The organism is Paenibacillus sp. FSL W7-1088 (assembly GCF_037969855.1).
Taxonomy (GTDB): domain Bacteria; phylum Bacillota; class Bacilli; order Paenibacillales; family Paenibacillaceae; genus Paenibacillus.
In genome coordinates this window covers 6,629,921-6,654,206 of record NZ_CP150216.1, presented here as the reverse complement: position 1 = coordinate 6,654,206, position 24,286 = coordinate 6,629,921, and the positions used below count along the sequence as shown (strand labels likewise).

At 48.9% G+C, this 24,286-nt stretch carries 18 protein-coding genes; 12 read left to right on the top strand and 6 right to left on the bottom strand.

What is annotated here, in order from left to right; all coding sequences use genetic code 11:
* Nucleotides 1-232 precede the first annotated feature (232 nt).
* Nucleotides 233-3,634, top strand: coding sequence for a cellobiose phosphorylase (locus MKY42_RS30075; RefSeq protein WP_090903452.1), 3,402 nt, complete (start codon nucleotides 233-235; stop codon nucleotides 3,632-3,634).
* Between the two features lie 128 nt (nucleotides 3,635-3,762).
* Here MKY42_RS30075 and MKY42_RS30070 read toward each other — a convergent pair whose 3' ends face one another.
* Complete coding sequence (locus tag MKY42_RS30070; protein WP_339846934.1) at nucleotides 3,763-5,043, bottom strand: methyltransferase domain-containing protein; 1,281 nt, start codon at nucleotides 5,041-5,043, stop codon at nucleotides 3,763-3,765.
* 235 nt (nucleotides 5,044-5,278) lie between these two features.
* Between MKY42_RS30070 and MKY42_RS30065 the strand changes: the two genes are divergently transcribed.
* Together MKY42_RS30065 and MKY42_RS30060 are read left to right on the top strand one after the other, a co-directional pair.
* On the top strand, nucleotides 5,279-5,782 hold the full coding sequence (locus MKY42_RS30065; RefSeq protein WP_111619367.1) for a GNAT family N-acetyltransferase: 504 nt from the start codon (nucleotides 5,279-5,281) through the stop codon (nucleotides 5,780-5,782).
* A gap of 24 nt (nucleotides 5,783-5,806) precedes the next feature.
* Nucleotides 5,807-6,595, top strand: a complete 789-nt coding sequence (locus MKY42_RS30060; RefSeq protein WP_099857441.1) for an SDR family oxidoreductase — start codon at nucleotides 5,807-5,809, stop codon at nucleotides 6,593-6,595.
* 180 nt (nucleotides 6,596-6,775) lie between these two features.
* Here the strand turns inward: MKY42_RS30060 and MKY42_RS30055 are convergent, their stop codons facing one another.
* Together MKY42_RS30055 and MKY42_RS30050 are read right to left on the bottom strand one after the other, a co-directional pair.
* On the bottom strand, nucleotides 6,776-7,324 hold the full coding sequence (locus tag MKY42_RS30055; protein WP_090903456.1) for a GNAT family protein: 549 nt from the start codon (nucleotides 7,322-7,324) through the stop codon (nucleotides 6,776-6,778).
* 31 nt (nucleotides 7,325-7,355) lie between these two features.
* Nucleotides 7,356-7,613: a DUF2164 domain-containing protein gene (locus MKY42_RS30050; protein ID WP_024632769.1), complete on the bottom strand. Its 258-nt coding sequence runs from the start codon at nucleotides 7,611-7,613 to the stop codon at nucleotides 7,356-7,358.
* Nucleotides 7,614-7,873: 260 nt separating this feature from the next.
* Between MKY42_RS30050 and MKY42_RS30045 the strand changes: the two genes are divergently transcribed.
* On the top strand, nucleotides 7,874-9,613 hold the full coding sequence (locus MKY42_RS30045) for a glutamine--tRNA ligase/YqeY domain fusion protein (protein WP_090903457.1): 1,740 nt from the start codon (nucleotides 7,874-7,876) through the stop codon (nucleotides 9,611-9,613).
* A gap of 658 nt (nucleotides 9,614-10,271) precedes the next feature.
* Here the strand turns inward: MKY42_RS30045 and MKY42_RS30040 are convergent.
* Nucleotides 10,272-11,453: an MFS transporter gene (locus tag MKY42_RS30040; protein WP_339846920.1), complete on the bottom strand. Its 1,182-nt coding sequence runs from the start codon at nucleotides 11,451-11,453 to the stop codon at nucleotides 10,272-10,274.
* 133 nt (nucleotides 11,454-11,586) lie between these two features.
* Here MKY42_RS30040 and MKY42_RS30035 point away from each other — a divergent pair, with 133 nt between their 5' ends.
* Entirely contained in the window at nucleotides 11,587-12,204 is a 618-nt protein-coding gene (locus MKY42_RS30035; protein WP_339846917.1) for a molybdenum cofactor guanylyltransferase, read from the top strand.
* 77 nt (nucleotides 12,205-12,281) lie between these two features.
* Here the strand turns inward: MKY42_RS30035 and MKY42_RS30030 are convergent, their stop codons facing one another.
* Nucleotides 12,282-13,256: an AraC family transcriptional regulator gene (locus MKY42_RS30030; RefSeq protein ID WP_339846914.1), complete on the bottom strand. Its 975-nt coding sequence runs from the start codon at nucleotides 13,254-13,256 to the stop codon at nucleotides 12,282-12,284.
* A 247-nt stretch (nucleotides 13,257-13,503) separates the two neighbouring features.
* Here MKY42_RS30030 and MKY42_RS30025 point away from each other — a divergent pair, with 247 nt between their 5' ends.
* The 6 genes from MKY42_RS30025 (at nucleotide 13,504) to MKY42_RS30000 (ending at nucleotide 21,738) form a co-directional block, all read left to right on the top strand.
* Entirely contained in the window at nucleotides 13,504-15,507 is a 2,004-nt protein-coding gene (locus MKY42_RS30025) for a beta-galactosidase (protein WP_339846912.1), read from the top strand.
* A 130-nt stretch (nucleotides 15,508-15,637) separates the two neighbouring features.
* Entirely contained in the window at nucleotides 15,638-17,428 is a 1,791-nt protein-coding gene (locus tag MKY42_RS30020; protein WP_339846909.1) for a sensor histidine kinase, read from the top strand.
* The gene (locus MKY42_RS30015; RefSeq protein WP_339846906.1) at nucleotides 17,425-18,525 is read left to right on the top strand and encodes a response regulator; all 1,101 of its coding nucleotides are present in this window, start codon (nucleotides 17,425-17,427) and stop codon (nucleotides 18,523-18,525) included. Before MKY42_RS30020 ends, MKY42_RS30015 begins: the two co-directional genes overlap by 4 nt.
* Nucleotides 18,526-18,670: 145 nt before the next feature.
* Nucleotides 18,671-19,951: an extracellular solute-binding protein gene (locus MKY42_RS30010; RefSeq protein ID WP_339846903.1), complete on the top strand. Its 1,281-nt coding sequence runs from the start codon at nucleotides 18,671-18,673 to the stop codon at nucleotides 19,949-19,951.
* A gap of 78 nt (nucleotides 19,952-20,029) precedes the next feature.
* Nucleotides 20,030-20,914: a sugar ABC transporter permease gene (locus MKY42_RS30005; protein ID WP_339846900.1), complete on the top strand. Its 885-nt coding sequence runs from the start codon at nucleotides 20,030-20,032 to the stop codon at nucleotides 20,912-20,914.
* Nucleotides 20,911-21,738: a carbohydrate ABC transporter permease gene (locus MKY42_RS30000; RefSeq protein WP_024632759.1), complete on the top strand. Its 828-nt coding sequence runs from the start codon at nucleotides 20,911-20,913 to the stop codon at nucleotides 21,736-21,738. Before MKY42_RS30005 ends, MKY42_RS30000 begins: the two co-directional genes overlap by 4 nt.
* 114 nt (nucleotides 21,739-21,852) lie before the next feature.
* Here the strand turns inward: MKY42_RS30000 and MKY42_RS29995 are convergent, their stop codons facing one another.
* On the bottom strand, nucleotides 21,853-23,340 hold the full coding sequence (locus MKY42_RS29995; RefSeq protein ID WP_339846898.1) for a PLP-dependent aminotransferase family protein: 1,488 nt from the start codon (nucleotides 23,338-23,340) through the stop codon (nucleotides 21,853-21,855).
* A 157-nt stretch (nucleotides 23,341-23,497) separates the two neighbouring features.
* Here MKY42_RS29995 and MKY42_RS29990 point away from each other — a divergent pair, with 157 nt between their 5' ends.
* On the top strand, nucleotides 23,498-24,106 hold the full coding sequence (locus MKY42_RS29990; protein WP_339846895.1) for a LysE family transporter: 609 nt from the start codon (nucleotides 23,498-23,500) through the stop codon (nucleotides 24,104-24,106).
* Nucleotides 24,107-24,286 lie beyond the last annotated feature (180 nt).

Below are 24,286 nucleotides of genomic sequence, written 5' to 3'. Positions count from 1 at the left end.
TTTGGATACTGCTTACAGAAGTCATACCATATCCGATCTGTCTAAATTTGTGAAGTTGTTCTTTTCCAACTCACATGGTTGTAAAAGGGATTAGCCCTCTTTGAATGGAGAGTTGAATGATGGGGATCACCGTCCGAATTGGCCAGACAAAGGTCATTTCGCAGAGGACCCCTATTCTTTTTCAGATTTATCGAAACGTTTCGATTTTATACTAATTGAAGGAGTGAATTGCATGACAACGATGATTAATGAACCAATCCGGCTGACTGCCGGGGATTTAGACTTTACCTTTTTGAACAGTGGGGACCTGTACCAAGCTAAATCCGGTACGACCATGTTGAATCAATTGCTCAGCAACCAGATTGATGGATCTTTGAATAACCTGTATCTGCGTGTACACGAGGGAGAGAAAATCAGCTCGTTCCCACTGCTGGGTGTGCGTTCGAACAGCAAAGTGATCACAAGCAAAGCGCAATCCGGAAATCAACTGATCTGGGAAGGTACAGTACAGCTTGAAGGCAAAGAACAAGGCATTGGCTATCAGGTTGTGTTTACAGCCACAACGCAAGGCGTCTGGTTCTGGGATGTGAAGCTTACAGGACAGCAACATCACGTTGACGTGGTATATGGACAAGATGTAGGTCTTGCTGATCCAGGTGCAGTACGCAGCAATGAAGCCTATCTGTCGCAGTATATTGACCATACGGTGTTCGAGGATGAAGCGAAGGGATATGTGGTATGTTCCCGTCAAAACCAGCCTCAGGGTGGTGCTTTCCCTTACATGCAACAAGGTTCTTTGACTAAGGCAGTTGGTTACTCTACAGACGGATTCCAATTCTTCGGTCTGTCCTACAAGGAAACGAACCAGCCTGAGAGCCTGAGCCATAATACACTGGCAAATGAGACATACCAGTATGAATTTGCCTACACAGCATTGCAATCGGAGCGCGTAAACCTGGATGGGGAAGCCCAAGTGGTCTTCTACGGACTGGCCAAAGCAGATCATCCGTCCGGAATTTCCGCTCTGGAATTCGGGGATGAAGTGACTGCAGCATGGAACGAAGTACAAGCATTGACTGCTCAGCAAGGCGAGACGTTGGAACAGGTGAAACTGTCATCCTTCTTGGGTGAACCGCTTGCTGCGCTTGATTTGACGCAAGATGAAATTAATGATCTGTTCCCTGACCGTCATCAGGAAGAACGTAGCGGTGATTCGCTGTTATCCTTCTTCACAGGCAGTTATGAACATATTGTCCTGAAAGCTAAAGAATTGCTCGTAGAGCGTCCGCACGGCCATATCCTGATGAGTGGTGGCAATGTGCAGCTTGGTGCGCAGGTTATTACGACGACATCGTATATGTACGGTATTTTCAACTCACAACTCGTAATTGGTAACACCAATTTTAATAAAATGATCAGTAATGCCCGCAACGCATTGAACGTGCCGAAGACGGCTGGACAACGCATTTATGTGGAAATGGACGCACAATATCGTCTGCTGACGATGCCTTCCCTGTTCGAGATTGGCTTCAACTATGTACGTTGGATCTACAAAACCGAATCGGATACCATTATCGTGACCAACTACACCGGAGCACACACCACTGAAGTGAGCATGAACGTACGCTCGACAAGTGGCAAAGCATATCGTTACCTGGTAACCAACCAAATTACGATGAATGTAAATGAATACGAGTACCCGCTGCATATGACGCAAGATGGCAACACGCTGATCTTCAAGGCTGATCCGCAAGCGATTAGTGCCGGAACGTATCCTGACCTGCAATACCGCATGTCGGTGGATGGCGCAGCCGTAAATGTTGGAGACGAAACGTTGCTGGCGAGTGGCATCCGCAGTGGATCTGCATCGCTAGTTACACTTAGTCTGGAAGAAAGTGCAGAATGGACGCTGAAGGTACAAGGCGTATTGGAAGGTCAAGCTAAAGAAGCAGAAGGTTCTGTAACAGCAGGCTCCAGCCTTACTTTTGAAGAGGAAGTTCAGGCGTACCGCGAATTCTTCGCAGGCGTAATGAACGGTTTCCGTTTGTCTCGTGGTGAAGGGCAAAGTGCAGAGGATCTGTTCAAAGTAAATGCGCTGGCTTGGTGGTACACACACAACATGCTGGTTCACTACTCCGTGCCTCACGGATTGGAACAGTATGGCGGCGCGGCATGGGGTACACGGGATGTGTGCCAAGGTCCGGTTGAATACTTCATGGCAACGCAAAAATATGAGCAGGTTCGCGATATCATCAAAATGGTATATACCCACCAATATGAAGATGATGGCAACTGGCCGCAATGGTTCATGTTTGATAAGTATTTTGCCATTCAGCAGGAAGAGAGCCACGGTGATATCATCGTATGGCCGCTGAAAGTGCTGGCGGACTACCTGACAGCGACTCGTGACTATGCGATTCTGGATGAGAAAGTACCATATACTGTAAAGCACAGCTTCGGATTCACGGAAGAAACGGCAACTGTATTGGATCACGCGAAAAAAGAGATCGAATATATCCGTTCACACTTCCTGCATGATACGTTCCTGTCTTCCTACGGAGATGGCGACTGGGATGATACGCTCCAGCCAGCCAATGCACAGCTCAAACAATATATGGTGAGCAGCTGGACCGTTGCTTTGACTTATCAGTCCGTGAATGTGCTCGCACAGGCGCTGCAACATAAAGACGCTGCATTTGCACAGGAGCTGGACGTTCTGGCTCAAGGCATCCGTGAAGACTTTAATCGTTACATGCTGGGTACAGATGTGATCCCAGGTTTCGTATACATGGAAGAAGCGGATCAGGCCAAGCTGATGCTTCACCCAACAGATACGGAGACAGGCATTCAATATCGCCTTCTGCCGATGACGCGCAGCATGATCGGTGAATTGCTGAATGCAGAACAGGCAGAGTCGCATTACGCATTGATTCGTGAGCAGTTCCTGTGTCCGGATGGCGTGCGTCTGATGAATCGTCCGGCTCAATATGCAGGCGGTGTGAGCAGCCACTTCAAACGGGCAGAGCAAGCGTCCAACTTCGGTAGGGAAATTGGTCTGCAATATGTACACGCCCATATCCGTTACGTGGAAGCGATGGCTAAGCTCGGTAAGACGGATCAGGTGTGGAATGGTCTTGCCATGATTAACCCGGTTGGCATCGGCGAAGTTGTACCTAATGCAGAGATTCGTCAGGCGAACGCGTATTTCAGCAGTTCCGACGGCAAGTTCAACACGCGCTACGAGGCGCAGGAGCACTTTGATCAACTACGCAAAGGAACAGTACAGGTGAAAGGTGGATGGAGAATCTACTCCAGCGGCCCTGGAATCTACATGAACCAACTGATCTCCAACGCACTTGGCATTCGTCAGGAAGGCGGAGATCTGGTTATTGACCCGGTACTGCCGGCTGAGCTGAATGGCATGCAATTCGAATTCGAATATGCAGGAGAGCCAGTAACCTTTATCTACCATCTGAACGAAGGTTCGGTTAACCGTGTAACGGTAAATGGCAAGGACATCCGCACCGAGCAAACGGCGAACCGTTACCGTCAAGGTGGGGCTCGTATCTCGCTGGATGAGTTCAAACAAGCGCGTAATGCTTCGGAGCGCACGATTGTTGAAATTTATATGTAAATTTAATACAAGCTCGATGTTTCACTAGAGTGGAAGGTCATCCTCCTTAACAGGCAGGGTGACCTTTTTTTTATTTGAGAAGGATTCATTGGCGGGTCAGAGGAACTTGTTACGGTGGGATGATCATTCTAACGCAAAGGAACGGCCAGTACCGTGTGCAGAAGCGCATTATGGCGTATATGCTTCGTCACATAGCCTGCGCCCTCCAGCGAGCCGCACAGCCCGTCCAGCAGTGGGAAATGGCGTTCCCTTATCGTTTGCAGCTGGTCCTCATGACCTGCTGCCTCAGCCTGTTGGATATACGCCTGTCGGTGAGCTGCATCAGCAAACATCAGATCTGTCAGGCAGATCCGTCCACGTGCAGTTAACACCCGCTGCATTTCCTGTAAAGCCAGTAGCTGCTGGTCTGGGCTCAGGTGGTGGAAGGCGAAGCTGGATACAACAAAATCGAAGGAATGGTCGGCGAAAGGCAGCGCCAGAAAGTTGCCAAGCTTCACGTGCATCTCTGGATATTTGGTGCGGCATGTACGCAGCATCTCCCGGGATTGATCGATGGCGGTCATTGCTGCGCCGCGCTCTAACAGTTTGCCTGCCAAATTCCCCGTGCCTGTACCGATATCGATTCCTTTTTCGCCGGGCACAGGAGATATCCAGCTTGCCGTCTGCTCCAGCGCCTCGTCATAGTTGTTATATATATTGAAAGGTGCTGTACCTACTCCTACTCCGCATTCTTTCAATCCTGATCCTGCATCTTCTGGATACGTTGCATCGCTGTTTGGTCTGTGTGCTGTCAGGCTATTTTTCTTCTGACTGCGAACTTCATCGCCATAATGATCTGGTCCTCCTTCTCGATCTGACTCAACCGTTGCTTGCATGGCTCCAGGCCCCGAATCAATGCTGCCCTTAGAAGCAGTTTGACCGGTCATACGGCCATTCGCCGCCTGCACCCGCTGATCGTGGATGGCCGCCTGCGTATCGTAGTTCCAGCGATCATGCCAGTTCTGACGGGCTTCCCTGAGGCGGCGTGCACTGTCTGCAAGATCATGCAGATGGCTGACATCCAGTGGCCCCTCCTGGCGGTTGAGATCAATCATGCGCTGGGTTGTATCCAGCATGCGTTTGAGCTCGACCCACTGGGCATACATGACTGCCTGCTGCAGCTCCAGATATTCTTCCAGCCGCTGCTGATTGCCCTGGTCAATCTCTCCAAGTGCTTGGGTAATATCCTGAAGTGACATTCCAATCTCACGCAGGGCTGTAATGGTTTGCAGCCGCCAGATATCATTCTCGGTATATGTACGGTATCCGTTATTTGTCTGTTTGACGGGGGAGATCAGTCCTTTTTCCTCATAGAAGCGAATGGCTCTCGCCGATATGCCGAGTCTGTCCGCGGCTTCCTTGATGTTCATTACATACACCTCCTTATCGAATCAGTATAAACGATGACGTTACGTGAAGGTTAAGCATGAATTTCATTCTACACAGTGAAATTTTAGTCAAACCTGAGGCTATGCTACAATATAAGGCAAAGGAGCATTTTGCACGTATTCAGCTGCAAAATGTCGAAATGAGTAAGGAACAAGCCATTTTTCTAACGCTGCTTTGCGCAGTGTTATCGACTATTGCACGAAAGGTTGAATTTTTATGCTTATCAGCCATACGTATACCATTCGGCCATCCGAAATCAAGGATGCTGCCCAACTAATGGAACTGGATGCACTGGTATGGGATAAGCATACCTCTCCGGCCCCGTTTCAGTGGCGATCCAGACAACAATATTTGCAGCATTGTCCGCCAGGAAGTCAGCTGATTGCCGTTCAGGGAGAGCGGGTATGTGGTTATGTGGGCTTTTATCTGCCAACAGGAATGCCCGTTAACCGCCATGTATACGAGATTAATATCGCCGTTCATCCCCATGATCGACGCTGTGGTATTGCTACAGCCCTGATGGATGCGATGAAACAGCATGCCTTTGAACAAGGGATCATCAAACTTAGGTTGCGGGTGTTATCCAGCAATCCAGGGGCGATTGCTTTTTATACACAGTGCGGATTTGTAACGGAAGGCAGACTGGTGTCGGAATTTTATATCGCAGGCAAGTATGTGGACGATATTCTAATGAGTTACTTCATCCGGGCCAACGGATAGAACAGAGTCGAAGGAGGAACAACAATGGACATGGGACTTCGGGGTAAAAAGGCGCTGGTGCTTGCATCCAGTCGAGGACTGGGCAAAGCGGTAGCCGCTCAATTGGCGGCAGAAGGCGCTGATGTCATGCTCGCCAGCCGGAGCGAAGAGAAGCTTGCAGCGGTGAAGCAGGAGCTGCTGGCGCTCGGTGGTGGCGGACGTATCGAATATTGTGCCACCGATGTGACAAGCAAGGAGGATATTGATGCCCTGATTCGCAAGACAGGCGAACAGTTTGGGCAGATTGATATTTTGGTGAACAATTCAGGCGGTCCGCCTTCAGGAACATTCGAGTCATTGACGGATGAAGATTGGGAACGTGCATTTGAGTTAAATGTACTCAGCTATGTCAGACTGATTCGCGGTGCACTTCCTTACATGAAGGAGAACGGCGGACATATCGTGAACATTGCCTCCACCTCTGTGAAGCAGCCGATTCCAGGTCTGATTCTGTCCAATACGTTCCGTACGGGTGTGTTCGGATTGGCCAAAACCTTGTCACAGGAACTTGCGCCATATGGCATTCTGATCAATACGGTTGCACCGGGTAGAATCGGGACGGATCGGATACATGAACTGGACGCAGCGCGTGCAGAGCAGAACGGAATAAGTGAGGAAGAGGTTGCCGAGCAATTCCGTAAGGAAATTCCACTGGGACGTTATGGTCAACCCGAGGAGTTCGCCAAAGCGGTTGTGTTCCTCTTATCAGGAGCGAATACGTACATTACAGGTACATCTCTTGTGGTGGACGGTGGCATGGTACGTGCGCTCTAAGAAGAAGTTGGATCTAGAGATTCGAATCTATATGGATGCATAAATGCGCAAATAAGATAAGCCCCTCCTTATTCTCCACGTGTTGTGGAGGAGGAGGGGCTTTAAGAGTTGATGCCATTGTGAGGACCATATTTCGCAATAGAAAAGGCCCTCCAACCATTCAAATTATGTAAGTCTAATTCAGCGCAAAAGTTCCCATTCATGCTGCAGCATGCCATACACCGCATGGTTAACATAGCCCTTAGGCAGCTTCTCAGCCTGACGAATAACGCCTTCAAGGACGAATCCAAGCCGTTCAGGGATGGCCCGGCTTCGCTTGTTGTTGGTTGCTGAACGAATCTCGACACGGTTCAGATCCAGAGTGACGAGAGCGTAGTCCACCAGAACACGGCATGCGCTGGTCATCAGGCCTTGACCTTCAAAACCTTTGCCAAGCCAGTATCCGATGCTTACCGAGCGGTTGGTCCAGTTGATTTCGTGGAAGCCGATGATGCCTGCAAGTTCACCTTTCAGCCAGACACCTGCGGTGAAACCGCCGTTGTCCGCGCCCTGTTTCAGTGCATTGCTGATAAAATTCGAAGTGTGCTCAATCTCGGTCACGTTGTCCACCCACGGTAACCAATGTCTCAACTGATCCCGCGAGCGGTCCGTGAGTTCGAACAACGGTTTGGTGTGCTCCATGGCAAGTGGGCGGAGTTCGGTATATTCATCCAATGAATAGGTAAACATGAGTGCAACCTTCTTTCTTTGAAATAATGTATTATCGGGAAGTCTTCGGTAGCTTGCGCTCCAATGCAAACAGGTCTTCTTCCATCGAGGCCATGCGTTGATTCACCGTAGTACGGGCGTCACCCAGTGCCTGATTATATATGAAGGGAGCCAACTGGGTCATGAAAAGATCCAGCACACCCCAGGCTGCCAGATCGCCCAGTTCTTCGCCGCGTTCCTCTTCGAAATACGACTGGATGGTACGTATGGCTTCATCCTGTTGTTCTTTGGACAGTTTTAGCGCGTTCAATGGGAAACCCTCCCTTAAATTCTGTTTTTCTATCATGCTACATGATTCGCGCGAACCCGTCAAAATGGTTTTGGGCCTATCTTGTGTGTAACTGATCCTGATTTTGGGGCGTTATTTATTGAACTCCTCCCTCGTTAAAGGTATATTTAAATGAAACGCGTACGAAACTTTCCAAGAAAATAGATTTTTTCAGGAAATGACTTCGTTATAAAGGAATTTTAGCCGGAATTGCTGCAATTCCTGAAAGCTCCAATCAATTCATGAAAGGTTTGATACCTGTGGACAATCGTACAACCCCACCTAACTTTATCAAAAATATTATTACCGAAGATCTCCGGTCAGGGAAAGTCCAGGAAGTCATTACCCGTTTTCCTCCGGAACCGAACGGTTATCTGCATATCGGCCATGCCAAAGCGATCTGGATTAACTTTGCGCTAGGCGGCGAATTTGGCGGCAAAACAAATCTGCGCTTCGATGACACGAATCCGGTCAAGGAAGATGTAGAGTATGTCCAATCGATTCAGGAAGACGTGAAATGGCTCGGCTATGAGTGGAGCGAGAAACGTTTTGCTTCCGATTATTTTGATGAAATGTACAGACGCGCGGTCTTGCTGATCCAAAAAGGCAAAGCTTACATCGACGATCAAAGCGCCGACGAAATCCGTGCTATGCGTGGAACGCTCACCGAGCCGGGCAAGAACAGCCCATACCGTGACCGTCCGGTAGAAGAGAACCTTGACCTGTTCACACGGATGCGTGCAGGCGAGTTCCAGAACGGTGAGAAAGTGCTGCGAGCCAAGATTGATATGGCTTCACCGAACATCAATCTGCGTGATCCGGTCATTTACCGTATTGCTCATGCACATCATCATAATACGGGCGACAAATGGTGCATCTATCCGATGTACGCATTTGCACATCCACTTGAAGATGCCATTGAAGGAGTAACCCACTCCCTCTGCTCCCTGGAGTTTGAGGACCAACGACCATTCTATGATTGGGTTATTGCCGAATGTGAGATGGAGAACCAACCACATCAATATGAGTTTGGGCGCCTGAACCTGTCGCAAATGGTGACAAGTAAACGGAAGCTGAAACTGCTCGTGGATGAAGGCCATGTGGATGGATGGGATGATCCGCGCATGCCAACGATTTCGGGTCTGCGCCGCCGGGGATATACACCGGAAGCCATTCGTGATTTCGTATTCGAAACAGGCATTTCCAAAAGCCAAGGGGTTATCGATCTGCAAACGCTGGAGCACTTTGTCCGTGAAGATCTAAAGCTGAAAGCTCCGCGTACGATGGCTGTCCTGCATCCTCTCAAAGTGGTCATTACCAACTATCCTGAAGGGCAAGTCGAATGGCTCGAAGCGGAGAACAATGTGGAGAACCCTGAGATGGGCAATCGCCAAATTCCGTTCTCTCGTGAGATTTATATTGAACAAGACGATTTCATGGAAAATCCGCCGAACAAATATTTCCGTTTGTTCCCGGGCAACGAAGTTCGTCTGAAACATGCGTATTTCATCAAGTGTAACGATGTAATTAAGGATGCAGAAGGCAATGTGACTGAAATCCATTGTACCTATGACGTGGAAACGAAGAGTGGCAGTGGCTTCACTGGCCGTAAAGTTAAAGGGACCATCCACTGGGTAGAAGCGACTCAAGCGGTACCGGCTGAATTCCGTCTGTATGAACCTCTGATCTCCGCAGAAGCACCGGAAGCCGATACCGAGCCAGAAGTGGCCGTGGCAGGCGCTGAGGTGGAGGTTGTGGAAGAGCAGCCGGAGAAAACGTTCCTGGATCAATTGAATCCAAACTCTCTTGAAGTGGTTCAAGGGTTTGTGGAGCAAGAGATGAAGGAAGCGAAAGCACAGGATAAATTCCAGTTCTTCCGTCACGGTTACTTCAGCGTTGATCCCAAACATTCCGAGCCAGGCCGTCCGGTATTTAACCGGGTTGTATCCCTGAAAAGCTCGTTCCAACTGCCGAAGGCATAAGGTCGATGGATGAAATTAAGGTTGTTCATCAGTGTGCTGGTAAGCAGCCAAGTTATTAGTTAAATGAAGGGCATCCTTCGTCATGATTCATGGCGAAGGATGCCCTTTTGTTTTTCAGGTACAGTCAGGTTCAGTTTTAGACTGAGCCTACAATACGGCATGAACATGAGAACAAGCGTATCTGTGCGTATGAGGTAAGAATCTAACGAACCGAGAACACGCTATTCAAGTGTATTCGGGCGTTCCAGCAACGTAACGAATCGTAGACACCTTATTTCCTCGTTTGGCCTGTCTTTATTGGATTTTTAGCGTCTCTTATGCGAAATAACGTGGATGAGATTCCTTAGCTTTAGAATTTCGTGAAATTGCTGTAAATAAGGCGTCTAAGGTTCGTTAGGGGCGACAAACGCATGGAGACGCCTTTCTTTTTACTACTACTATTCTTAATCTTTTGTTTGATTGTTTGAACTTTATTTACACCATAACGGAGAGGACAGAATAAAGCTGGAGAAGCGTAGCGTTCGCCTTTATCCCTGGATTTTACCCTTTGAAAAAGGGAATCCAAAAAAATCCGGGGATAACAGCGATCGAAAGATTGTTCTGTCCTCGTAGTGCTCCAGTGTAAATCTTGAAAGGTTCAACCTTTGCCAACAAAAGATTACCTTTCACCCATTTCCGTCAACACAGTTGGCTGATAGCCATTGCGGCGGTTCGAGAACCACATGATTGCAAAACCAACGGCACCAATCAGGGAGAAGAATACCCCGATGTTATACATCACTTCAGCACCGAAGCTCTGGAACAGCCAGCCGCCGAACAGGCCGGCAATGACACCGGATATGCCGCCCCAGGCCATCGTATACACCGCCTGACCAGAGGAGCGATACGGCCTTGGAATGAACAGCATCGTCAGTTGGGTACCTACATAGAAATACCCGCCGAACGTAATGGAGTGCATGAGCTGAATTAACACAATCTCTAACGGGTTGTTCGCTAAGGCCATGAGCTCCCAGCGGATGGCGAACAACAGACTGATCAGGACAAGCGATGAGAGAAGCATGCTCATTTTGCGTTTAAGAAAACGGTCCAGGAGCAAGAATACACCCACTTCAAGGATGGATGATGTGAAGATGGCCCAGCCAACCATCTGTTTATCGCCACCCATTTCCACGATGTATAATGACATAAATGTACTGTTCATGGCGTTAGGTACGGAAACGAGCACCCCAAGCCCGATAAAGATCATAAAGTAAGGATTGAACATCACCCTGCCGAAACGTCGAAAGCTCACTACAGGTGTATCTGAAGCGATTGGCTGTCTGGGTAGAAACAAGGCAAAGATAAAGGCAATGACAATCATAAAGGCAAAGACAATCGATACACTGCCCGCTCCCAAGCGGTCAATCAGCGGTCCGGCAGCCACCGCGGTTAGAGCCCAGCCGAGTGATCCCCATAGCCGAAACGTACCGAATTTCTGAGTCGTGCCATCGATATAACCGAGAATCAGGCTGTTGGTCTGGGCGAATAACGGACTTTGAAAGAAATAAAAAAAGATCATGGCTGCGTAGATCCAGGCATACGTAGGTGCATAAAATACGGCCTGAGCAAGCACAAAGGTGCCACCCATCATCATCATCAGAATAATGCGAATATTGCGTGATTTATCGCTCCAGAAGCCCCAGAACGGATTAGCAAACAAGGAGACAAACGGACCAATCGCCATCAGACTGCCAATCTCCAATTTGGTCATTCCGATTTCCTGCAAATACAACTGAAGAAAACCGGCGAAGATTGAAATGGCTCCATAAATGAAAAAATTATATAGCTTCAGCGAAACCAAAGAGGGATTGCCTCTTCCGGGTGCAGATCTGTCCAATTAGAGCCATTCCTTTCAGAATCATATTCTTCAATGTATCATTTGTTGAAAGGGTATTCAATGTATAGAATAAGTTTATTGAACGAGGAGGATGACCATGAGCACGATGGAATGGACAGGTATTATACTGGCAGGTGGCTTATCCCGTCGTATGGGTTCCAATAAGGCATTGTTGCAATGGAATGGTTCCAGCGTGCTGGAGCAGATCATTCAAGCGATGGCACCAGTTGTGAATAGTATTATCGTTTCCGCAGGAACCAACACAGCTGTATACAACGCATTGCCCTACAACTGCGTCCAGGATCACTTCCCGGGGAAAGGGCCGCTCGCAGGGCTGCATGCCGCGCTGGATGCCTCGGAGACAGACTGGAACCTCATCTGCGCCTGTGATATGCCGCTGCTAGAGCCTTCCTTTTTCAAAGGGATGAAGTGGCTCGCCGAGTCAGGTCAAGAGCATCATGCCATCGTTCCACGATTGGCAGGACGTGTTCATCCGCTTGCAGGTGCATATCATAAACGTGTTCTCCCCGAACTTGAACAGTGTTTACGCCATGACAGACTGAAAGTAACCCAATGGCTTGAAGAGATCCGCTGCCAATATGTCGACGTCGATGAGCTGGAAAGCGCTGGCGTCCATGAGGTGGCCATTCAGCTTAGTAATATGAATACCCCGGAAGAGTACGAGCATATTCGTAACCGATGTTACGGCCCTTAACCCATAACATTAATTCAATCATTCATTCATTCATTCATGGCCTCTTTTAACATATAGCCCATCTTCCCATTTCTTCCTCATTCTGATTCCGACTCCCAACTCTGGTCCACTGGACCCGATCCGTTGGATAGATCCTGAACGGCGTTGCGATATTGAAGCGGACTCTGGCCTGTCCATCGTTTAAATTGCCGACTGAAGTGCGACAGATGAGTATAACCCAGCTTCCACGCAATTTCGCCCAAAGAGAGCTTCGGCTGTTCGATCAGAACTTTGGCTTCCTGCAGCTTCAGGCTGGACAGGTAGGCGCGTGGAGATTGTCCGTACACCTTGCGGAAGATCTGCAGCCCGTATCCCGGACTGATGCCAAACGAGGATATGATCTGCTCCACTTTGACGGTGGATACATTGCCCTCTTTGATTCGAAGCTGCGTATGGAACGCCTGCTTGATGGCTTCTGCGATGGCCCCTGCATAATGCATGGCTGCGGGAGCTGGAGCATTGGGCGAAGCATCAGAGCGGGTGGTCAGTGGTTCACGGTCGGTCGCCTGGGACAGCAGGGCAAACAATTCAAACATGCGTGCCTGCATGATAAATTTGTCTGTGGAAGTGTATGCCTCCGATGTTCTGATCATGTTCATCCAGTTCTCCAGGACAGGGCGCATTTGCATATTATCTGTGGTGCCTGCCTCATAGATTCGGCTGTGATGTGACATCAGCTTCAGGGTAAATACGGGATCATCCACATTGAAATGAGCACTGAAATACGTCATGCCCTCTGATGATACACATTGGTTCGTATGCTTGAATCCGGGTGGAATCAGCAGAATGGAACCTTCCTCAACCGTATAAGTATACCCATGAATCACACTTTCCTGGGTCCCCTCTATAATCAGCATAATTTCAAAGCCCGGATGGGATTCCTCCGGCATCGCCCAACCGTATGGAACTTGTTGGCTGTGCGCTCCATAGAATTTAATGTTACAGTCGATAATAGGCAGCCAGTGAGCCAGTGTATGATGTGGCATTTCTCGAAGCTGCGATCGGATATCCATGACATTCACCTCGGAAAAGGGTAAAAACAACTCGCCTTGTACAATCGGCACCCGTAGTATACTTCATTATAATCAGTTTAACGCCAACATTGGAAAATGGCAGAACGGAGGGCGTTCGATCAGATTGCAGAGCATCTAACGTACTTCAATAGATATTAATGTAAACGTTATCATATTTCAATTGAATCATTTCGTTTTGTATAAATGCCAAGAGTAACATACTTTGCGATGAAAAGGAGATTTTAACATGGACAAGTTATTGTACGGAGTAGCCTACTATGATGAATATATGCCTTATGAGCGATTGGATAAGGATATCCAGATGATGAAAGATGCAGGCATCAATGTGGTGCGGATTGCGGAATCCACCTGGAGTACGCATGAACCACAGAATGGCGTATTCGACTTCTCCTCAGTAGATCGTGTACTGGATGCCATGCATGCGGCGGGCATTCAGGTTATTGTGGGTACGCCTACGTATGCTGTTCCAACGTGGATGGTGAAGGAGCATCCGGATGTTCTGGCCACAACGGTACAGGGACCGGGGAAATATGGAGCGCGGCAGATCATGGATATCACACATCCAACGTATCTGTTCTATGCGGAACGCATTATTCGCAAGCTGATCTCCCGTGTTAGCAAACACCCTGCCGTGATTGGCTATCAGACGGATAACGAAACGAAGCATTACAACACTGCCGGTGATAACGTACAATTGCAATTCGTCAAATATATGCGTAACAAGTTCAGCTCATTGGATGATCTGAACAAGGAATTGGGTCTCGACTATTGGAGTAACCGTATCAATAGCTGGGAGGACTTCCCGTCTGTTGTCGGTACAATCAACGGCAGTCTGGGAGCTGAATTTGCCAAGTTCCAGCGCCAACTGGTAACCAACTTTCTAGCGTGGCAGGTCGGAATTGTAAATGAGTACAAACAGGAGGGTCAGTTCGTCACCCAGAACTTTGACTTCGACTGGCGTGGATACTCGTACGGCATTCAGGGAGATGTGGACCATTTTGCCGCATCCAAACCTTTTGACATCACCAGTGTGGACATCTACCATCCGTCGCAGGATGATCTGACCGGCATTGAGATTTCATTCGGCGGTGACGTGGCACGTTCCACCAAACAATCGAACTATCTCGTACTGGAGACGGAAGCGCAGGCTTTCTGGCATTGGGTTCCCTACCCGGGACAGCTTCGCCTTCAGGCGTTTAGCCACCTGGCATCGGGAGCAAACATGGTCGCCTATTGGCACTGGCATTCCTTGCATAATTCATTCGAGACGTATTGGAAAGGATTGCTGAGCCATGATTTTGAACCAAATCCGGTCTACAATGAGGCCAAAACGATCGGCCGGGATTTTGCCAGACTTAGCCCACAACTGGTGAATTTGAAGAAAACGAATCGGGTAGCCGTGCTGTTCAGCAATGAGGCGTTGACGTCGATCAAGTGGTTCGGGTTTAATTTTACGAGTGACAAAAAATACAACGACGTTATCCGCTGGATGTATGACGAATTATACAAAATGAATATTGGCTGTGATCTGATTGATCCGTCCGTGGAGAGTTATGAAGGCTATGATGTGATCGTTGTGCCTGCTTTGTACGCAGCTTCCGATGTCTTGCTTGAGAGGCTGAACCAATTCGTACAGGATGGTGGGCATGTCGTTTACTCCTTCAAGAGCGGATTCGCCAATGAGCATATTAAGGTCCGCTCTACCCGCCAGCCTGGACTGATCAGTGAGGCTTGTGGCATCAGTTACAACCTTTTTGTAGAGCCGAAAAATGTTTCGCTTCGAGATGATCCGTTCGAGGTTGGAGAGGAACAGAATCAGATTCACACCTGGATGGAGCTCATCACACCAACAACTGCAGAAGTGCTGGCCTGGTATGATCATCCTCACTGGGGAGAATATGCGGCAATTACCCAGAATACCTATGGCAAGGGCAAAGCAACGTACGTTGGATGTTATACCAGCTCCGCGGTGATACGCAGCGTGCTGGAGCGAGTCATGAAGGAAGCTGGACTATGGGGAACTGATCAGGAATTGGCTTTTCCAATCATCGTGAAGAGCGGCGTGAATGAGCAAGGGAATACGATTCGATATTTCTTTAACTACTCCGATCATGCGACTTCGTTCGTAAATGCCTACGGAGACGGAACGGAACTTCTGGCAGGAACAGCGGTGTCCGGAGAGCAGAATATTGACCTGGAACCTTGGGGTGTGCGCATTATTGAGCAATAATGGGAAATCATAAATGAATTGACAAGTTCATGTTCAATGACTATAAAAAGAATACAAAGACCAAAGCGCCCTCGGCTTCATGCTGGGGCGTTTATCTTATTTTAGCTCATAGCTCAGGAGTGGATGCCTTGTGTTTACCGAATTATACCGGAAGCTTACTGATCCGTTCAAACGCAGCATTCGCAACAAATTAATCCTCACCATGACGTTTCTGGCCATTCTGCCCGTAATCGCCATGACAGTTGTAGCGGCCGAAAATACCCGCTCTTCCATGGAAGAAGAGATCATGGAGACCAACCGTGCGAATATGAATTGGGCCTCTATCTATTTGGGTGAACAATTCGCGCGGATGAACAATCTCATCTATTCCATTCAGATCAGTGATGAGCTGCATCAGTATTTGGCATTAAATCAGGATGCTCCAGCTGCCAGCCGATTCGATGAGCAGAAGGCCGTGTTCAACATGCTGAACAGTGTATATTATTCGGCTGGCAACTATGTATTTGGCGTGGAATTATACCTAAAGGAACTGGACACAATGTTCACCTTCAACTCGATGGAAAGCCGAATCCGATCGGTGCCGGACATTCCTGCGGCATACCATGATCTTTTTGAGCAGCATAAGGACTTTACGATTATGAATGATCCGAATGATCCGGAGAAGTTTCATATGACCCGCAGCATGAACCGTTTCGAGGATCAGGCGCAGATTGGCGCAATCAGTCTGGAAGTCAAGTGGGCCGAATTCAATCAGACGCTGGAATTGCTGGACAGCCGGGGGGATTATGCGGTGTACATCGCGGATAGTACGGGAAGTCCGGTCTATCAGCCAAACAAGGAGATACAGCCTTCAGCAGAGGCACTGGAAAAGCTTGCAGTTACGAAGGACAGTTCCGGTTTCATTCGAACAGCCAAGGAATATGTATTCTATCATGCCATTGATCCGTCAGGGATGCGTCTGATCAAAATTGTCCCTTCCCATGTCATCAATGAGAGTGCACTGGAAACGATGAAATATGGTCTTGTTGTGGGTGGGCTGGCTACCGTGGTTTCGGTGTTGTTGGCAGCATTTGTGGCTTGGCGAACATCCAAACCGATTGTCAGACTGGCGAATTCCATGAAGGGAATCCAGTTGATCAAGGACAAGGAAGTGGTCCGCAGTGGTCGGGTGGATGAGATTGGCCTGCTGGAGAAAAATCTGCATGGTATGGCAAGCCGCATTCGGGAGCATATCCGGGATAACTATCTCATGAATCTGGAGAAACAGACGGCCGAGCTCAAAGCGCTTCAGTCTCAGATTCACCCGCATTTTCTGCAAAATACGCTGCAGATGATCGGAGGTATGGTGTACTCGCAGAAGCCGGCAGACAGTTATAAAGTGATTCGTGCATTAAGTGAGATGTTCCGATATATTGTCAGAGCGCCGGATGGACTCGTGCCATTGCAGTCCGAATTGGACCAGCTGGAGCATTATATGCTCATCCAGAAGCAGCGTTTTGGCAGCAGACTTGAATATAAACTGGAGATTGAAGGCGTGCTCAGTGACTGCTACATTCCGAAGTTGTCCCTGCAGCCGATTGTGGAGAATGCATTTGTCCATGGTCTGGAGAAAAAGCAGGGAGAGTGGAAATTGAACATTCATGTTGTCCGACTAGATCATGAGGTAACCATCCGTATTTCCGATAATGGGGTGGGTGTGGATCAAGAGAGGCTGGCCGAGATGCAATCGAGACTGTCCAAGCTGTCCCGGCAAGGAGACAGAGTATGGAGCTCGGGCACCAGCATTGGCCTGGTCAATGCCGCATCACGCATCGTGATGCACTTTGGGCCTGCATACGGTATGAACATGGAGAGTGGGGAAGGACAGGGAACCCGTGTCACTGTTCGAATTCCTTGCCATACAGGAGGCGAGATCACGTGAACAAGGATCATTATAGAGTGCTAATAGTGGACGACGAGCCATGGAACAGAGATATTTTGCGCAATTTGGGCACGTGGGATGAGCTTGGCATGGTGGTAGCAGGTGAGGCAGAGGATGGCGGAGAGGCGATCCGGCTGGTTGAGCAGCATCAGCCCCATATTATCATTACAGATATGCGTATGCCGGGTAAAGATGGCGTGGAACTGCTCCAGACGCTGAGTGCAAAATATCCGCATATCAAAGTGATTGTGGTCAGCGGTTATGATGATTTTAATTATGCGAAACATGCCATTCGCCACCGTGCCGCTGATTATCTGCTCAAGCCGGTGAATCCCGATGAATTGAATAACGTTCTGGCCAAGTGTAAACGTGAATTGGAAAAGACCGAGTCCGGGCCGGAATCCTGGGAACCTTATCCTTCCGCTTTTTCTGGCGAGTTCTCGCTGTTTCAGCAGCAGGCGCGCTTACGTTTTAACGACTTGAACGTTCAGGGATTGCATGAGCTGTTCGGGCAGCTGGAGCACCGCCTTGATACCAGTGATATCCGAAGACCGCAACAGCTTGGACGGGTCGCATACGAATTGCAGACGCTGCTGGGCGAGCTGTGTGTTTCCAACGGCTTATGCGAGCAACCTGTAGCAGCTGTACTCCCGCCGCCAACGGCTCTGGCGTCCATCACATCGGCAGTGGACTGGATATCAGCGCCTTATTATACTTCGTTGGAGCAGCTGATTGCGCAGCGCAAATTCAAGAACAAGCTGAACCTGGATGAGGTGAAGCAATACATTGAGCAGCACTGCATGGAGATGATTACACTGGAGCAGCTTGCCCAGATCTTTTTTGTCAGCAAAGAATATCTCAGCAAGGTGTTCAAAAAAGAATACGGCGTGAATGTGACCGACTATATTGTCCAGTTACGCATGGCAAGAGCCAGGGAGTGGGTGCTCGATGATCAGATTCCATTCAAACATATTGCCGAGATGACGGGGTATGAGGATGTATCGTACTTTTATCGGGTATTCAAGAAACACTTCGGGATTTCGCCTGGAGAGATGCGAAAGGGACAACCTCGTAAATCAGATAACAGCCCCAAATAATTCGTTCACAGACAGTTTACTTATTGGATTAAGGTTTAAAATAATCCAATAAACGAGTCTAATAATGTCCAATGAAGCGCTTTCATTTCGTGATATATAATGATCCTATGAAAGACAAACCAGTTACACCGGGAGGTCATAAGAGATGAAAGTATGGAAAAGCGTAGCAAGTGCGGTACTGGTGAGTGTTCTGCTCGCAGGCTGCGGTTCCAATGCGGGTACGGATGGTAAGGAAGAGGGAAATGCATCAGGCAGTACGGTGTCCCTCAAAGTATTCATTGCACAGCCGCGGCTGAAAGAACATTACGATAAATATATAGAACAGTTCAAAGCCAAGGAGAAAGCCGAAAAGAATATTGAGGTCAACGTACAACTGGAGATGCCGCCAGCAGATAATGCGCCGCAGATTCTGAAAACACGACTTGCCTCCAATGATGCACCGGACGTGTTCGCACTTCATGCGGTCAATGAAATCCCACCGTTCAGCAAAGCAGGTTATCTGGAAGACCTGTCGGGTCAGCCTTTTGTCGATAAATTACTGGATTCCGTTAAGCCTTCCGTAACAGATGCGTCGGGCAAAGTCGTGGCCGTTCCTTTGGAAACGTTATCTTGGGGATACCTGTACAATAAGGATATTTTCAAAGAGCAGGGGCTAGAGGTTCCAACCACTTTGACGGAAATGAAAGCAGTCGTGGAAAAGCTGAAAGCAGCCAACATCACACCGTTTGAACTTTCGTACAAAGAGGCCTGGATTCCGCAACTGTTCTTGCCACTTACCGTAGGTGCACTGACTCAGTCAGAGCATAAAGACTTCTTGGATAAGATGAATCAGGATCAAGGTTCCTTCTCGGATATGAAAGCCTTGTTCGACATCTTCGATCTCGTCAATGCCAATGGAACGGAGAAAGCGCTTGAAGTGGGCGGCGATGATGGTTCAGCAGCCTTTGCAACAGGCAAAGCAGCAATGTGGATTCAAGGACCTTGGTTCGCGGAAACCATCCTGAAGTCCAATCCGGATATCAACTTCGGCGTAGCTCCACTGCCGATCAATGACAACCCGGATGATACCAAAATCAACCTGAGCACATCGACTTCACTGGCGGTATCTTCCTCCAGCAAAAACAAAGAAGTGGCGCTCGACTTCGTAAACTATATTCTCGATGACAAGGATTCAAGTGCATTCTACGAAGCACTGAAATTCAATCCGGTTGCCAAAATTCATGACTTCAAAAGTTTCCCTTGGGTAGACGATGCCCTGAAATATGTGAATGAAGGCAAAGCGTATCAAGATCCATCCATTCCTCAAGCGGTTAAAGATGAATCAGGCAAAGCGCTGCAAGGTTACTACTCCGGACAACTGAACCAGCAGCAGGTGATCGATGCGCTCGACAAGGCGTGGAAATCCTACAACAAAGTCAACAAGTAAGCAGATGAAACGGCTGGCAGAACGGTCTTCGTTCCCCCGTTTCCGCGAGTCTGCTTATAGTGAAAAGGGGGAGAACCAATGGCTACGAATGTATTCAAGAAGTATCTGTCGCTGCTAGCGTTCACTGCGCCTGCCTTTGTCATCTATGCGATTTTCCTGCTGTATCCCACATTTAGCGGTTTGTTCTACAGCTTGACGGACTGGAATGGTCTGAACCGGGATTACAGTTTTATCGGTCTGGGAAACTTCGTGGAGCTGTTCAAGGAAGATCCCGACTTTCTGAATTCCCTGTGGTTCACGTTAAAATATGTGGTGTTTATGCTGGTACTGCAAAACGGAATTGCCTTGCTGCTCGCCGTGTTCATTGAGACACGGACGCGCAGCAAGGGGTTATTCCGGACCCTGTTTTTCATGCCGAACATGATCAGTACAATCATCAGCGCCTTTATGTGGACATTCATCTTCTCCCAGGTGCTGCCGCAGCTGGCCGAGAAGTTGGCGGTCTCCTTTTTGGACCAACAGTGGCTGGGTGATCCGAAATTTTCATTCTACTCCATTCTGATCGTATCGCTCTGGAATGGTGTGGGGTATATGATGATCATCTATCTGGCAGCACTCCAGGGTGTGCCGAAGAGTCTGAAGGAAGCGGCTGTTATTGATGGAGCCAATGCGTTCCAGGTACTTCGTAATGTCGTATTGCCGATGATTACTCATGCCGTGACAATTTGTTTCTTCCTGACACTGAACGGTGCCTTCAAAGTATTTGAAGTTGTGTACGGTCTGACAGGTGGCGGTCCAGGCAGAGCCACTCAGGTCATTACGATGAATATTTATGAAGAGGCATTCTCCAACAATTTTAGATACGGATATGCCAGTGCCAAGTCGGTTGTGTTATTCGTCATCGTGCTCATCTTCACGCTCATTCAGATTACGGTGATGAAGAAGAAAGAGGTGGAAGCATGAGGATGCAACGAATTAACAGCTACCTGATTCGACTTCTGCTGGTGCTGGGCTCCCTCGTCGCAATGCTGCCAATCTACATGGCGATTGTGAACTCATTCAAAACACAAGGCGAAATGTTCCAGTCTTTTATAGCTCTCCCAACGACATTTCATTGGGAAAACTATTCCGATGCGTTTAACAAAATCAACCTGCTGGGCAGTTCATTGAACTCGGCGATTGTATCCTTCCTGGGGATTGGCGGTATTGTATTCTGCGCTTCATTGGCCGGATACAAGCTGTCGCGTACTTCAGGCAGATTGAGCAACCTGATCTTCTTCCTGTTCGTGGCATCCATGCTCGTTCCTTTTCACTCGATCATGATTCCGCTGACACGGGTTGCCAAAGGACTTCATGTCCAAGGAAGCACATACGGATTGGCCCTGATCTATATCGGACTTGGTGTGAACATGGCGATCTTCCTGTATCACGGGTTTGTTAAGTCCATCCCGCGTGAATTGGAAGAGTCGGCACAGATGGATGGATGTAATGAGTTCCAGACGTTCTTCCAGATCATCTTCCCATTGTTGCTGCCAATTACGGTCACCATCGCCATCTTGGACTTCCTGTGGATCTGGAATGACTTCCTGCTGCCACTGCTCATGCTGACGGATGTGAATCGTTATACGCTGATTCTGTCCACGAACATGCTGTTTGGCGAGTACAATAAGGAATGGCCGTTGATCCTGTCCTCTCTGGTACTGACTGCGATTCCAGTGGTTCTCATCTATGCGTTCTTCCAAAAGTTCATCATGGAGGGTATTGCAGAAGGTGCGGTAAAAGGGTAAAGAAAACCTACTTGCGATCAAGACGAGACGTATCTGTCTTATGAATACAAAAACTCAAAAGAAACGCCTTGATCTGAGGGATGATATTCCTTCCGGTCAAGGCGGTTTTTTATTTCATGATGACATCAGCTTGTTGACTGCCTGTGCCAGAAAGTGAAGACCACGCTCCATCTCATCCGGTGAAGCGTAGGCATAGGACAGACGAATGTGCTCTGCATCCAGGCGGTCATAGAGATAACCCGGATGAATCAGCACATGATTCTCCAGACAGGCATGGAACAGTTCGCGAATGGATAGAGGACTGGCGGTAAATCGGAGCCAGATATAAAAGCCTCCGGCAGGTATGCTCCACTCGGCGAGTTCACCGAAATTGCGTTGCAGAAGCTCAAGCATAAAGTCCCTGCGTCTGCGCAGTTCTGGCCGCAGGCGATCCATATGCTGCTTGTGGTATCCATCGGCAAACCAGAGTGCAGCAGCCTCCTGAGCGAGGGAGCTGGTGCCATAATCCGTCTGCATCTTGATGTCTGCGAGGCGACGGATGACCGGCTCCGGCCCAACCAGCCAGCCGAGGCGCAGACCTGGGCTGACCGCCTTGGACAAGGTGCCCATGTGCAGCACCCTTCCTTCTTTATCACGCGCCTTCAGCGATGGCGGCGGGGGCTCGACCAGCCACAGGTCGCTGTAGGCGGCATCCTCCAATATGGAGATGCCGGTGTTCCGCGCTGTGGCGAGCAGTTCTTCCCGGCGGCTGTCACTCATGACGGAGCCGGTAGGATTGTGGAAGCTCGGAATCGTATAGAGCAGCGAGATGCTGTCCCTGTTTGCATTGTTCTGTACGGCATCTTCCAGACGCGGAGTGTGTAATCCTTGGGCATCCATCGGAATGCCACTCATTTTCAATCCGGCGGATTGGAAGGCATGAATGGAATACAGATAAGACGGTTTCTCCAGCAGGACTGCCGATCCGCGGGGCAGAAGCCCAACTGAAATAAGATGCAGTGCCTGGAGAGAGCCGGATACGATCAGAATGGAGTCAGGGGAGGCTTGGATGCACTTTGCTTGCAAGTAAACGGACAAAGCCTGTCGGAGCTCCAGACTACCCTGAGGTTCGAGGTAGTTTAGTGTACGAGAACGACTGGATAGAGCATGGAGGATGTCGTTAAAAGCCTCCTGGGGCATCAGCTCAGGTGCAAGCTCACCTGTACCCAGCCTGATGATGCCTGGCTGGAACTCAGCCCGGTTAATCTGCTGTACCTCTGGCAGATTGGGATAATACCAGCCTTCTTCGATGGCTTCCTCCCAGTTGGGTAGAGCTCCGTGAGCCAGCGCATGCCAGCCGGAGCCGCAGACATAGGTTCCGCCACCATGTCTTCCTTCAATCATGCCTGCGGCCGCGAGGTTTTCCAGTGCAGTAACCAGCGTACTGCGATTCACACCCATGGATTGAGCCAATGTTCGTTGTGAAGGAAGCCGATATCCAGCTGTCCATTCCCCGGCAGTAATTTTCTCGCTGATATAGACTTCAATCTGTCGGTACAGAGGTAAGGAATGGGAGGGGTCCGGCTTCCAGCTGCCCCCCTGTCGTGAATCGGAACGATTCATAGGCAGGTTTGCCTCCTTTATAGAATGAGTGATGGGATATACGTTTTCTCTTATTTTGAACACTATATCATTTGGTTGGGTCCAATGCCATCCAAGTGGTTGGTTACGCCTGACGTTATCTCTACTACTATGGAGACATGTCTAAGGGGGATGAACGATGGGGGTAATTATTCACGCGGTGGTGCTGGCGTTTGGCCTGATTTTGCCACTTGGTGTACAAAATGTGTTTATTTTTAATCAGGGCATGAGTCAGCGAAGTTATGCGCGGGCGCTGCCAGCTATAGTAACCGCAGGACTCAGTGATACGTTGTTGATTGGAGCAGCAGTCGGAGGGGTGTCCCTCATTTTGCTGCAATGGCCGCTGCTGGCGAATGTATTGTATGCAGGAGGGAGTGTGTTTTTGCTCTATATGGCATGGAGCATATGGCGGTCATCCGGGACTGCGAATAGTTCAGCAGCAGTGCTGTCTGCGGGAAGACAGATCGCTTTTGCTGCTTCCGTTTCCTTGCTTAACCCGCATGCCCTGCTGGACACAGTAGCCGTAATCGGCACCAGTTCACTTCAATACGAGGGGGTGACACGCTTTTATTTTGCGATAACGGCAGCAGTGGTATCATGGGTATGGTTTCTGGGACTGGCAGGTGCAGGCAGGCTAGTAGGTAGAACAGATCGTACAGGCCGGATTAGTATTTTCTTCAATCGATTGTCCGCTGTAGTCATGGTCGGAATGGCAGGCATGATGCTGTGGAAGCTGATCTTCTCGTAAAAATAGAAAAGAATGAGGCTGTCTCAGAAGGAATTCTGCCTCGCTCCAAGCGCTAACGAACCTACCGTACCTTAAAAGGCGGATCATCAACGTTTGCAAGATTTAACGAACCTCCGTAACGCTATTTCGTCATAACACGTTGTCAAAACCTAAAAATCGACGAAATAACGTCTCTGTGAT